The sequence below is a fragment of the Anaerobiospirillum sp. NML120511 genome (genome assembly GCF_023050955.1).
GTDB lineage: Bacteria > Pseudomonadota > Gammaproteobacteria > Enterobacterales > Succinivibrionaceae > Anaerobiospirillum.
Genome location: NZ_JALKIK010000039.1, coordinates 1 through 13,856, shown reverse-complemented (window position 1 = coordinate 13,856; position 13,856 = coordinate 1). Strand labels below are relative to the sequence as shown.

Annotated in this window: 8 protein-coding genes and 1 pseudogene; all 9 read left to right on the top strand. The window is 52.7% G+C overall.

The features are described 5' to 3' along the window. The first annotated feature begins 91 nt into the window (after window positions 1-91). A complete protein-coding gene (locus tag MXE39_RS10055) occupies window positions 92-1,066 on the top strand; it encodes an adenylyltransferase/cytidyltransferase family protein (RefSeq protein ID WP_246977217.1) in 975 nt (324 codons plus the stop codon). Window positions 1,067-1,323: 257 nt separating this feature from the next. Further along, on the top strand, window positions 1,324-2,226 hold the full coding sequence (locus tag MXE39_RS10050) for a hypothetical protein (RefSeq protein ID WP_246977216.1): 903 nt from the start codon (window positions 1,324-1,326) through the stop codon (window positions 2,224-2,226). A gap of 175 nt (window positions 2,227-2,401) precedes the next feature. Further along, on the top strand, window positions 2,402-5,305 hold the full coding sequence (locus MXE39_RS10045; protein ID WP_246977215.1) for a hypothetical protein: 2,904 nt from the start codon (window positions 2,402-2,404) through the stop codon (window positions 5,303-5,305). Between the two features lie 142 nt (window positions 5,306-5,447). After that, window positions 5,448-6,866 carry a hypothetical protein gene (locus MXE39_RS10040; RefSeq protein WP_246977214.1) on the top strand — a complete coding sequence of 473 codons (1,419 nt, stop codon included), beginning with the start codon at window positions 5,448-5,450 and terminating at the stop codon, window positions 6,864-6,866. Between the two features lie 872 nt (window positions 6,867-7,738). After that, window positions 7,739-8,107 carry a ribosome silencing factor gene (rsfS, locus tag MXE39_RS10035; protein WP_246977213.1) on the top strand — a complete coding sequence of 123 codons (369 nt, stop codon included), beginning with the start codon at window positions 7,739-7,741 and terminating at the stop codon, window positions 8,105-8,107. A 19-nt stretch (window positions 8,108-8,126) separates the two neighbouring features. Then, entirely contained in the window at window positions 8,127-8,597 is a 471-nt protein-coding gene (gene rlmH / locus MXE39_RS10030; protein WP_246977212.1) for a 23S rRNA (pseudouridine(1915)-N(3))-methyltransferase RlmH, read from the top strand. A 576-nt stretch (window positions 8,598-9,173) separates the two neighbouring features. Beyond that, window positions 9,174-11,186 carry a penicillin-binding protein 2 gene (gene mrdA, locus MXE39_RS10025; protein WP_246977211.1) on the top strand — a complete coding sequence of 671 codons (2,013 nt, stop codon included), beginning with the start codon at window positions 9,174-9,176 and terminating at the stop codon, window positions 11,184-11,186. 169 nt (window positions 11,187-11,355) lie between these two features. Continuing rightward, entirely contained in the window at window positions 11,356-12,504 is a 1,149-nt protein-coding gene (gene rodA / locus MXE39_RS10020) for a rod shape-determining protein RodA (RefSeq protein ID WP_246977210.1), read from the top strand. A 677-nt stretch (window positions 12,505-13,181) separates the two neighbouring features. Next, window positions 13,182-13,601: pseudogene (locus MXE39_RS10015) on the top strand (flagellin); the annotation flags it as partial. Window positions 13,602-13,856: the final 255 nt, after the last annotated feature.

Here is a 13,856-nt window from a genome sequence, read left to right as displayed (position 1 = left end):
CCGAACCATGTCAGACAAAGTCAGGAGACTATACCGTGGCTCAGCTACAGCCCCGGCACAGACAGAGCAATGATGAACACGCGGAGGCCTGATGAAACGCATTGCCTATTACGGCGGCTCTTTTAATCCCGTACACATGGGCCATATCAGAACAGCCCAGCAGGCAGTAAAAGAGCTGGAGCTGGACATGCTCTACTTCATGCCCAATGCCGTACCGCCGCATAAAAGCGCCCTTTATCTTGACTACCAGATAAGAGTACAGCTCCTTGAGCTGGCCCTTGCCGATGTCAGGGCCGCAGCCTCAGCCGCCCCGTCCTCCCAGTACGGCACAGCCATCTCATCTCCAGCCATTGATGACAGCAATGCCGACAGTACCGCCGACAGCGCCGTCGGTGGCGCCGCTGCAGGCAATAAAGCTGATGAGGACGCCGGCACAGCCTCCCGCATGGACATCTCGCTTGTTGAGCATGATCCCACCATGAAGCACTTTACCCATGGCACTCTGACGCGCCTCAAAGAGCTTCATCACGATGCAGACCTGATCTTTATTCTGGGCATGGACTCGCTGCTCAAGCTTGATACCTGGAAAAACTGGGACCGCCTTATCGACCTTGCGTCCATTGCCGTGCTGACCCGCCCGGGCTACAGCCTTAATGACCTGCCCCCGGCAGTGCGCGAGCATATCAATACAGTCAACGCCCGCCATGCACAGCACCGTCTGCCTGACAGTCAGCCTGACAGCCATGCTCCCGTCCCGGGCCATGGCACAGCCCCAGGCACTGCCACTTGCACTGGGACAGCCACTGCCAGTGCCAATGGCATGGGCATGGGCATGGGCATGGACCATGGTCAGTCCGCTCACAGCTGCGATGGCGCTGCGGGAAACAGCTTTATCTTCATGAACAATGCCGACTTTGATATCAGCTCCACTGAGCTCAGAGCTCTGCTGAACACTCCTGAGCTGGATCTGAGCCCTGAGCAGCAAGAACAGCTGGCCAGATATCTCAGTCCCTCAGAACTTAATGCCATCAGGAAGCTGGGCCTTTTTGCCCCTGCTGCCCCATAAATATCAGTCCAGCCTGGCACACCTCCCGGCACAGCTACCGGCACAGCGCCTCCTGTGGCCTGTGCTATCATTACGGCACTGTCTGCCCGCCAGACCGGCTGTTGCAGCACAGGCGCAAGCGCCCTGCCGCGCAGTAAAGCCGCCAGCCGCTGGCCACAGACTGCGGCCGCGCGGCCTTGCGGCTTTGCGTTATGGCTGCAGGCCGGCCTCAGGTGAGGGCGGCCTGCCCGTGAAATTGTCTAATTTAGGTTTTTGCTATGGAAGCACATGAGTTTGATCAGAAACTGCCCGCCCTTATTCTTGAGTATGCCGCTTTTACCGAGGGACTTAAGAGCTCGGTAACGGCCGCCCGTATTGGCGCTACCAGCCTTAAGAATGCCAGCGGCAAACCTGCACCTAAGTGGCCTTATGATCAGGTTTACATGTGCATCAATGGCGTCTTTTACATGAACTACAGGCTCAAATATCCACAGCTTGAGCCTTATATGGAACACGCAACTGAAGAATATTACGAGGCTGAGCAGCTGTGTGCCGTTCTTGCCTGGGAAAAGCTGCGCAGTATTTACCATGTGGAGAAAACCCAGTGGGATGAAAGTCAGCTTGATGTGCCGGCAACAGCTTTTGCCCATATGCCTCAGTGGGCCATGTGTATCAACATCACCAATCAGGACATGATCTGGGATGATAAAAAGCCTTATGGCATTATCTTCCATCGCAGCTTTGGCATCATGACTCCGGAAAACAGCGATGCAGCTGACTCCGCCGTTGACGGTGAGCCTGCCGGTGCCCCTAACAATCTGAGCTCAGTAATAATTCTTGAGGACGGCACCTTTGTGCAGGGACCTTTTGTGGACCTGACCTTCAAAGGCACGGTAAACGAATTCCTCGAGCAGTTTACAAAGGGCATTATTATCGAGTGTAGTGATGCTGAATCATGCAGTGACAAGGACAAGGCCATAGTTATTGAGAACCTTCAGTCCTACGATAAAATGGCCCGCCGTGCCCTGTGCATATATCTGCACCTGCTCAACAATATGGGCAGTCTCGTTGATGCCTCAGGCAAGTCCGTAAAGGCACCGGGCAATCCTCAGCCAACCAAAACCAAAAAGGGCATGCGTCTGTTTGGCGCTGACCACACTTTCTGCGCCTGGGTCAAATAAGCCAGGCCGCATAACACCACTCCCACCAGGCGCGCCCCAGTCTGACCATAACGGCCCCCAGTGCGGCCCGCCCAGTCCACAATGCAGCCATTTGAGCTGCACCTTACGGCCCTGAAGCATCAGCCCCTGGCTGCACTTTACGGGCCTTTGTTTTTCTTCGACCAGGCTGTTTCCCATGTCCAAGCGCTCCGCATCCTCAGGAAAATCAACCGGCAGGTCATCCCGGGCCTCTGCAGCTCCAGCCACAGCCCCAGACGCTGACACCAGCATCAGTGCGGCAGCTGCAGTCACTGGCACCGCCAGCTCTGGCGCAGATGCAGCAAGCTCGCGAGCCGCTGCGGACACTGGCAGAGGCCCTGGCAGTGCGGCTCACACTCATGACAGCCATGACAAAGAGCCCTTTGAGCCCGGTCTTTTTGCCGGGCTTGAGGGTGACTTTGGCCGTGATGAACCTGAAGAAGAGCAACCATCTCAAAGCCGGTCCGGCAAAGGACAGAGATCTCAGTCAGACAGGGGTGCCAAAGGCAAACGCGCTACCAGAGGCAAGAGTCGCTCTGGAGATGGCAGCTCAAAAGATCAGAGCATAACTGACGCTGAGGCAGATGATTCAGGCTCTGTAGCCGTCGATACGGCAGCCGGTGAAAGCGCCTCAGGCAGCGGCAAAGGCGCATCCGGCCGCAAGGCCAGTGACTCTGGCAGCAAGGGCGGGAAAAAGAGCAGCCGTGCCGGATCGGGCAAGGGTAAGAAAAAGGATAAAGATCCGCTGCCTCAGTCTGATCTCTATGACAGTCTGCCTGAGAGCATGAAGCGCATGGCTCAGGGCATCAAGCCTGAAGAGCCGCCACCACCTCCTGAGGAGGATATTAAGCGCTGGGTAGCTCAGGCAACCCGTGCAGAGGCCCCTGATCCTTTTGAGGCCGTAATGGGCTCCGATCCGATCAGCCGGGCCAGCAATCCCATAGGAATTGGTTCATTTTTCCAGGATGATGAGGAAAATGATGCCTCCTATGTGGTGGATGAAAACTCGCGTCTGCGCTACCGTCCTACAGAAAAGCAAAAGCGCCTGCTTGAGAGCATGCCTCCGGTGCTCGATGCTGAGGACCTGCGTGAGCGCCGTCATGACAGAAGCTTTAAAAGCAGTGCCGAGCTTGATCCCTCGGTAGACCTTACTGAGCTTGAACTGCTGCGCAAGCGCAGGCTGTGGGAGCGCTTTTACCGACGCCTTGAAGAAAGGCTGCGCGATGAAGATGAGCAGCGCCGTCAGGGTACCCATGCCGAACTGCAGGTAGAGCGCATGAACTCTACCTCAAGTGATTACTTTGGTCCCAATCTGCTGGCCACCGAGGGCCGTGGTTCCCAGTCATTTTTTGCCGAATCTGATATCAGGGCGGTAAATGACAGCAATTATGTGGACGAAAGTAATTCGCGTATCCATATTCCCAACACCATGGATCCGCCGCGCCCGCTTTTTATCACCACTCATCTGGAGCGCCCGGCCAAACCAAATCTGCGCTCACTGCTTGAGAGCACCTACGATGACCTGGCTCCGCTAAAGCAACCGTCAGCCCCGCCAGCTTCTGCCGCCGCAGCAGCTGACGCTGCCGCCACAGCCCGGGACGCCGCTGCAGCAGCTGCGTCCCGTGTGCCAGCTGCTCAGGCGGAGGCGACTGATGCTGCAGCCGGTTTGACTGCAAAATCGGCAACTGATGGCGTTGTGCCTGAGGGTGTGGTCAGAATGCATCCTGCTGCCCGTCGGGCAGCGAGCAGTCCTGCTGGCGTAAGGCGCAGTGAGCTTGATGAGATGGTACGTCGCGGCACGGCAGCCGTAGAGGCGGACAGCCCGGCTGGCTGCAGCCACAGCGCCGCAGGCAACAGCCACAGCGCCGCTGGCGGCGCTGCTGGCGGTGGCAACGTACGCGAGGTGCGCCTGGGCATTGAGGCTGCAGCCCGTTCGCACTCAGGTGAAGAGGCTCAGGGCAAACATGCTGCCTGTGAGAGCCTGATGAAAGCTGTCAGTCAAAGCCGCCGTCATTACAGCCTGCATGTCTCAGGCCGGCTCACAGGATCACCTGCTGCCGGTCTTATGACCATGCAGCAGCAAATCTGTTTTGTTGTTGATCTCACGGGTATGCCCTGCATGCCGCTTAACCGTGATGAGGCTGACTTTCTGATTGCTGCCGGTGAGGCCGATGCTGTAGAGGATGACGTTATCAGACTGCGCATGCGCCGTGATGACGCCCTGCCTAATGAAAGTTATGTTCACGATCTGACATCTGCTGCACTGGATATTCCGCCACCTGGCTCCATACGACTGCTGGTAGAGCTTGGTGACTGTGCTCTGTTGCGTGTAGTTAATGGGCAGGAGCTTATCCATCAGGAAAAATGGCTGCTGCCACCGCTGCTTGATGATATCTGCCATGGCCGCCTGACTGAGGTCGATGAGGACAGTGAAGACAGCTCCCGCCCTGACCGGTCTGACTCCTCCTCAGCCGATACAGAGAAGACGGGCTCACAGGAGGCTTGCTGTCATAAGACATCCTGTCAGGAGCTGGCCACTGAGGAACTGTCAGGGCCGTGTGCTGGAAACATGAGCGCATTAGCTGGAGCACCTGGCACCTTCTTTGGTATCGACTGGGAACACAGCGGTGTTCAGGACTACCTGCAGCTGCGTGCTCAGTCTGTAAAAGCTGAAGTGGCGGCGTCTGATGACGCTGAGGATAAGGCATATGCCTCCGGGACTGAGGCTTGCGGAGTGGCTGGACGGGTGGCTGGCTGTGCCGCCCTTGACGGCATGAGCATGAGTTTTGGCGATGGCAGTGAGCCTGAACTTGAAGAGTCATTGGCCGACGCAGTTAACAGTCAGGTCAGGACTGCACGGCCGCGCTGCATGATGCGCCTTGCTGACGGAAGGGAGATTGATCTCAACAGTCCTGAGTTTGAAAGGCAGCTTAACAATCTGCTGGGCGACTACTGCCGCGCTCTTGCCGGACGTGTCACCCGCCTGCGCAGCCTTATGCCGGTCTCCACTGTGGAGACTGCTGCATTAAGCTACAATTACGATCGCATTTTCACCAGCTGACCAGGCCACAACTGGCAAGGTTAAGGCCCTGATTACTAAGCCGGCCTGTATGTCTGGCTCCAGAGCCTGAGCCCCATGGGCCTGACATTTAACTGGTAACGCTACACGTGTCTGACAACGGACCTGACAGAGGAAATAAGCCATGGAAAAACATGACCAGGAATTTATCACTTCCCTGATCGACTATTGCAATGACAGGCTCGAGCTCATCAGTGAGTTTGATACTCTGGCTGACAACTTTGCGGCTCTGTTTGCCTGCCATGAGCGCATGAGCGCTGCCCTGCCAGCCGTAAACAGTACCCCTGTGTCAGATGAGCGCTCAGGCAGTGATGCCGACGAGTCAGGAGCGAGGGAAGACAATGCTCCGGTATTAAATGACAAGGGTGAAGAGCTTACCGGTGCAGCTCTGGAGGCTAACCGCGTTATCAGCGCTATCCTTGACCAGTATAAGAAAAAGACCGCCGCCCGCAGTAACAACTCTGGCAAAGCCAAAGCAAAGAGCAAGGCCCGAGACGCTGCTGCAGACAGCTCTGCCAAGGGCAAGGGTAATGGCAAGGTTAACGTTAATGGCAAGGGCAAGGGCATGGCCACAGGCAATGCTCATGAAGCCGGTGCAAAAGGCAGTAATGGCCACAGCGGTGGTCAGGCTGATAAGGCCCATGCTCAGGATAAGGGCAAGGCAAAGGGCTCTGCCCGTCCATTTGCTGTCAGCCTTGATGAAGTATCCCATCCTGAGAGTGTTTATGCCGATTACTATGAATTTGCCGGTATCTTTACTGAAACAAAGGATAAGGAGCAGCTCTTTGGTGAGTTTTTAAATCCTGAAAGTGAAGATCACGACACTCTCTTTGAGAACATTGGTATTTTTACCCATGTGCAGACTGCAGCTCTTAACCGTCAGGTAATTAAGGTAAATGAGGATGCCAGCCGCTACTGCGACCTCAACAACCTGCTCAATACCTGCGATGTACTGAGCTCACTGCCATGCTGGAATGTGATTCTGGACCTTTCGGCCCTTAAAGATTGCGGTCCTGTTCAGGGCATGATGTTCTCCCGCCTTACTCTGGTACGTCCTGACAAAGCAGAACAGCCATTTACCTCAGCTGCAGCCGATGAGGCCTTTTTCCTTGAAGAGCCGGCTCTGGCACTGTTAATTGACGGTACCTGGGAAAGCATAGGCATGGGTGCCCTGCTTGATAATGACCGCACAGTAAGTGACCTGGTTCGTGAGCTGGCCTCGAACATCAGCAACTGGACTTACAAAGAGGGAGATATCCCTACTCTGTATGAGCGCGAGCAGCTGCCAGAGCCGGACTGGGATGAGACTGAGCATATTATCGACCCGGCCTTAAGCAAGGACAGACTGGCCACAGCCCTGTACCACGCTTTCCGCTATCTGGTTCATGTCATTACTCATACCGAGCAGCTCAAAGATGAAAAGGGCAATACCGCCCTGCCATCAAACTACAGCGGCCCGGCCCTGCCAGCAGACAGTGAGAAATTCATCGAGGTCCTCAAGGCCCGCCTCAAGAGCGAAGAATTCAGCGTACTGACCTTCTAACCACTAACAGACCACCATCGCGCAGCATGACTGCCATGCTGGCCATCATCGCGCTGTCCCACTGCCAGACTGGCCGTACGCACGACTGACAGGCTGCAAGCCATGATTCCAAGTATCCATGAATGATGGATGCCCGGGAAGCCGGACAGCCAGGCTCACCTGATACCAGACAGTAAGACAGCCATGTGAGGCTGATAAGCTATTTGTAGGCATGGCTTTATTACAAGCCTCTGCAAAGCAGCAGCTGGTGCCGTCTCCATCATGGTAAGCAACGCAGCTAATTATCACTCAGGGGCGCAGTCTGCAGGGCATAACACAGCCCATACAAATGGCAGCGGCAGCTCAGGTCTGAGCCTGTCTCCATGCTCAGGGCCGGTTTATACCGGCCCTGCTGCATTTCAAGAGCAATAGCTCTGCAGCTGCACCAGCCTGGCGGCAGATGCACCAGGCTGCATTTCCGGGCCAGCTCATCTCTTTCTTTGCTCCGACTCATGCTCATGAGTCATACTGCAGTTTTATAAAGCTCTATGCTGTGCTCAGTCCAGGACAACAGTGACATAATCATGTCCCCTGTTCTACTGGCTGATCCATGACAGTTAATACAGATTCAAGGCTCTGGCCGCTGCACGTTATGGCTGCACTGACCTCATGTTGTGCCCTTGCACCATGGGGCCCTTATTCATGGCAAAAGCTCTTGCAAAATCGCCCCTTGTGGGGTATAAACTATCGATTTTGTTCACCAGTGGCTGCAAAGGCCTTTTATTGGCTGAAACTGACATAATTCAGAGGGAAAAGTACTCTGAAGATGCCTGCGGTGACATCCCGGGATGACAGTTCCCGGAGAGTTAAGATTAATTTAGGAAGTATTTTCTTTGTACAGCTCAAAAGATTACACCACTGAGCAGCTCCTTGAGCTTGCCCTTGCCTCTCTTGATTCCTCCAAGGCTCAGGACACTGTCCATATTGATGTTCATGAGCACTGCTCCATTGCCGATGTCATGGTAATCACCACCGGTACCTCCAACCGTCATGTCAGCGCCATGGCAGACCGTCTGGTTGAGTATCTGGCCAAACACGACATTCACGGCGTATCTGTCTCAGGTGAGCAGGAAGGCAAGTGGGTAATTGTTGATATCGATACCGTAATGGTACACATCCTTCAGGAAAGTGAGCGTCAGCGTTATCAGCTGGAAAACCTCTACAAGTGCATGGCCGCAGGCCTCACCGAAGACGAGGCCTGATACTGAGGCGGCAGCAGCAATGAAATTTATTCTTCTGGCTGTAGGCACCAAAATGCCAGCCTGGATTACTACCGGTTTTACCGAGTATCAGAAGCGTATGCCTCCCCACATGCAGCTGGTTCTTCAGGAGATTGAACCGGTGCGCCGTACAGGCAAGAGCACCTCGGACAAGGCCAGGGAAATCGAGGCCAAAGCCATTCTTGAAGCTCTGCCAAAGCGTGCCCATGTGGTAGCACTTGATGAACATGGCCGCCAGTACACCTCAATGGAGCTGGCCGACAAAATTCATGACTACCAGCAGCTGGGCAGCGATGTGGTTATCATCATTGGTGGTCCTGAGGGACTGACCCGTGAGGTGCTTGATCGGGCCAATGAAACCATTTCCCTGTCAAAGCTGACCCTGCCTCATCCGCTGGTACGCGTATTCATTGCAGAAACGCTCTATCGCGCCTACAGCATAGACGCTGGCCTGCCTTATCACCGTGCCTGACAGATAAGCCGCCCAGGTCCGGACCTGACTCTACGCCTGAGCACGGCTTACAGCGCCCGCGCCACAATGCACTCGCGCCACCCGGCGCTGGCAAAACCGGTCCATTGTCCCATGCTAAGCCAGCATAAGTGCTGGCACTGCGCAGGCATAACCGGTCCATGGCCCCATGCTCAGTCTGCATAAGTGCGGGCACAGCGGCAGTTCAGGCCTTATCATCAGGCTGTCAGTCTGTTAATCATTGACATAGTCTGTAAGTCTGTTTTTCGATGAACCTGCCTGATACTTTGAACTTTCAAAGTGGCAGGCGGTCATAAAATAAATATCCTGGCCATAAGGTAAGGTCTTCGGCTTACCAGAGAACTGTTTCGTTATGGACGGCCAGGCAGTGGCTTATCCCCCATGAGGTCAATCAGGCCGGTGTGCGGGGTATTTGTTCTGTGATATTGCGGCTCATGTCAGCCAGCAGGCTGCATGATATTGCCCGGATTAGGTACAGGCCCTCTTTCCTCTTCAATCCGTCTCTGACTGACTGCCAAAGCAGCTGCAGAGCCCTTTGTGTGTATTCAGGTAGCCTTCGTGTTGTTCAAAAAGCGCAAACCAAAGAAGCGTTCGATTTTCCAGGAAAAGGTCGAGAAGGTAAAAAGACCTTCTTCCCAGTCAGGCGTAGACAAAAGTGAAGAGCAGGAAGTCCGCATTTTCAGACTGCGTGTATTCCTGGGCTGCCTGGTCGTAGCTCTGTGCTTTTTAATTCTCTTTGGCAACCTCTACTATCTTCAGGTCATGTCCCATGAGGACTATCAGACCCGCTCCAATGTAAACCGTATTCGCGTACTGCCAGTAGTCCCGCAGCGCGGCATTATCTACGATCGCAATCATGTGGTACTGGCCGAAAACCGTCCGGTATTCCATCTTATTATCTTTCCAAACAAGGAAATCTCCACCCTCGATACGGTCAGAAACCTTGACCGTCTGATGAAGCTTGGCCTTACTCAGGCTGACATTGACAATATTCTGGCTCTGTCACGTACCCGCCAGCGTTTCAAGGGTGTGGAAATTGCCGACTCTCTCAGTGAAGATCAGATCTCCACTTTCTCAGTAAACCGTCACAAGTACCCTAACGTTCAGATTTCCTCTGATCTCAAGCGTTACTATCCTTTTTCCAGCACTACTACCCATGCTATTGGTTATGTTTCCCGTATCAATGCTGATGACGTGGAAAAGCTGACCGAGCAGGGCAAAATTGAAAACTACGAAGGCACCTCTGCCATCGGCAAGCTGGGTATTGAGCGCTTTTATGAAGATGAGCTTCACGGTACTACAGGATCACGCGAGGTTGAGGTTAACAGCCACGGCCAGATTCTGCGTACTCTCAAGTACAACCCTCCTGTACATGGGCGCGACATCACCCTGACTCTGGACATACGTCTTCAGTACTATGCCCAGGAGCTGCTTGGTGACATGAAGGGAGCCATTGTAGCCATGGAACCGGCTACAGGCGGTATTCTGGCTTTCTACTCCAATCCATCTTACGACCCTAATCTGTTCGTACGCGGTATCCGTACCCGTGAGTATTCAGCTCTGCTCAATAACCCGGGACGACCTCTTATTAACCGTGTTACTCAGGGTGGCTACTCACCGGCCTCCACAATCAAGCCGCTGCTTGCCATCATGGGTCTGAACGAAGGTCTTATTACCCCTACCAGCTCGTTCTTTGGTGGACCATCTTTCAGTCTGCCAGGCTCTACCCACCGCTTCCGTGACTGGAGAGCATGGGGTCACGGCTGGCTGGACGTATACCGTGCCATTTCTCTTTCGGCCGATACTTTCTTCTATGACCTTGCTCACAGGGCTACCATTGATACTATTAACAAGTATCTTGATCTCTATGGCTTTGGTAAGGCCTCTGGTATCGATATTCATGAAGAGTCCCTTGGTATCAATCCATCTCAGGAATGGAAGCTCCGCCGTTATAAGCAGGGCTGGCATATAGGCGATACTATCCCTATCGGCATCGGACAGGGCTACTGGACCACTACTCTTATTCAGCTGGTCAAGGCCAATGCCATGCTGGCTAACCATGGCCGCTTTGTTACCCCGCATCTGATGAAAGATGTGGTTGACCCAAAGAGCATGAGCATCATCCATAACTTTGAAGATCCTGACACTGGCAAGAGACTTAAGGTCAAGGACAAGAGTTATTTTGATGTGGCTCGTGCCGGCATGTACCTTGTTATCAACAGCTCTGAGGGCACAGGTCGCCGTGCCTTTGCCAAGACCGAATACAAGGCCGCCGGCAAGTCCGGTACCGCTCAGATTGTGGCCATCAAGCAGGGCGAGAAGTATGACGCCAACGCCCTGAAGACCGAGCACCGTGATAACGCACTGTTTGTAGCTTTTGCCCCTTACTACCGTCCACGTATTCTGGTGGGCATCATTCTTGAGAATGAAGGTGGCGGTTCCTCTGTAGCAGCACCGGTAGTACGCAAGATCATGGACCGCTACTTTGAGCTCTACCCATCAGGTTACATGGGCGAAAAGGTCCCACAGACCATCAAATTTGGCATGGGTGGCACAGTAGAGGTCAAGTAGTGCAGCTGTTTACAACTGAGCGCAAACTCATGCTCGAGGCCCACTGATCACGTGCAGTCGTCTGGTATCTGCTGTCAGAGCAGGTAACAATGCATGTAAACAATGCACGTAACCAATGCAGTACAGTTGCTAATCCTTTTTAATCTCCCCCTGACTGAGGGCAGGACAAATGGCAAAATCAGATTTTGACGCTTTTGAGAGAGCCAATGGCGGAAAGAAGCTGCCGCTGCTGGTGCGCTGGCATATTGATCTGCCACTGCTTATTGGCCTGCTTATGACCCTGGGCCTGTCTCTTTTTGTCCTGTATTCTGCCTCAGGACAGCATATTGAAATGCTGGAGCGTCAGGTGGTGCGTACCAGCATGGCTTTCCTTGCCATGGTGATTGTTGCGCAGGTACCGCCTAAATTATTGGCCAAGACAGCTCTTTATACCTACATTGTATGTCTGGGCTTTCTGCTGATGGTGGAGCTCTTTGGTGATATCTCCAAAGGCGCACAGCGCTGGCTTAATATCGGCTTTATGCGTATTCAGCCATCTGAGTTCCTAAAGCTCACCATGCCTTTGACCATTGCAGCTTTCCTCTCCCGCGAGAGCATCCCTCCACGCAAGATAAATATCATTATTGCCTTTGTTCTGGTGGCTGTTCCTACAGTGCTCATCGCCATGCAGCCTGACCTTGGTACCGGTATTCTGGTAGCAACCTCAGGTATTATTGCCATATTCCTTGCAGGCCTGAGCTTCTGGTGGATTGGTGGAGGCGTGGTACTTGGTGCTACGGCGCTGCCTATCATGTGGAATTATGTGCTTCACGACTACCAGAAACAGCGCGTACTGACACTGTTGAACCCTGAACGAGACCCTCTGGGAGCTGGCTACCACATCATCCAGTCCAAGATTGCTATTGGATCAGGAGGTATCTACGGAAAAGGCTGGCTGCAGGGCTCACAGTCCCAGCTGGACTTCCTGCCAGAGCCTCATACCGACTTTATTTTTGCTGTGCTGGCTGAGGAAACCGGACTTATAGGCTTTATTATCCTTATGTCCATTTACCTCTTTATCATTGCCCGCTGTGTCTATATCAGCTTTAACGCCAGAAGCAACTTTGACCGTATCCTTGCCGGCACCTATACCTTTACCCTGCCTTTCTATATATTCATCAATATCGGCATGGTAAGCGGCATTCTCCCTGTAGTAGGTGTACCGTTGCCAATGGTCTCATATGGCGGAACGTCCATGATTATTCTGGCGATTACATTCGGCATCATTATGTCGATTCACACGCACAAGAAAATCAGTATCTTCGCCAAAAACACCTGACCAAAAACACTTTCCAAATCTTTTAAGAACATTTTTTCACAGGCTCACCCTCACGGGTGAGCCTTTATTTTTCTTTATCTTTGTCCCTGCCCCTTAGCCTTTGCCCCTGCCACTTACAATCCCCCTGTCCTGCCCTGTCCTGCCCTGAACCGAACTGGCATACCGTACCCTTTCGCACTGGCCCAGCACAGAGCCGCCCGGCCGTACCTTTCCTAACCTGTCCCACCATAATCAGCCGAGCCTTGCGCCTGTATTACATGCAAGGAAGTCATAGTCTTATGCAAAAACATGATCGCTCTACAAATCATTTTAAATTGGCATCAAACGAACTCATCCATATACAGTGAGCCATGATTTTGTCTATGAAACGCTCAACATGATTAGAAACACACCAATTTAAATACTATTATGAGGACACTGCAAATATCTTATTGAGCATAAAGATATATTGCATAAAAGCCATATATATCGGTATTTGCGCAAGATCTTACGCCAAAATTGTCACATCTATATTTGATAGATTAACTGAAGAAAATCCATATGTTACAGGTAACGAAGAGCGATAAATACTCAATGCAATCATGTCCGTTAAGGATGCGAGAGTATTTAAATTGAGCAGACGTATCGACAGTTGCATGCTTAGGTCGTACGCTGCCAGGAGAGATCAAGAGGTTATCATGGCTATTTATGTCAACACAAACATATCCAGCCTCAATGGTCGTCGCTATCTGAACAATGTACAGAATCAGCTGACGACAACCTACCAACGCCTGAGTTCAGGTCTTCGAATTAATTCTGCCAAAGACGATGCTGCTGGTTTGCAGATCAGCTCACGTCTGACCACTCAGATCAACGGTTTAAATCAGGGTAACCGCAACGCAAACGACGGCATTGCTTTCGCACAGACCGCCGAAGGTGCCATGGATGAAATTACTGGCATGCTGCAGAAAGTACGTACCCTTGCAGTACAGGCCAATAACGGCACCAACACCACAGAAGATAAAAAGGCTCTTAGTGCCGAAGTAGATTCACTTCTTGAAGAAGTGCAGCGCGTAGTCCAGCAGACCACTTTTGGTGGTAAAAGCATCCTTAATGGACAGCAGAAAAACTCCCTTTATGGTATTGCAGCAAATGGCGGTGCTGCAGGCAACGATGCCAAGATCTCATTTCAAGTAGGCGCAAACAGTGGTGACACTATCGAGCTTACAATGAAGAACCTTGGTCTTGTTAGCATACCGATATTTTGGGGAATTATGTAGACTTATAAAATAATGAAAATGGCCGAATAAAAATGAAATCAATTATGAGCACTTGCCATGAATAAAATTGATGAAAGAACCCCGCTTGCTGCA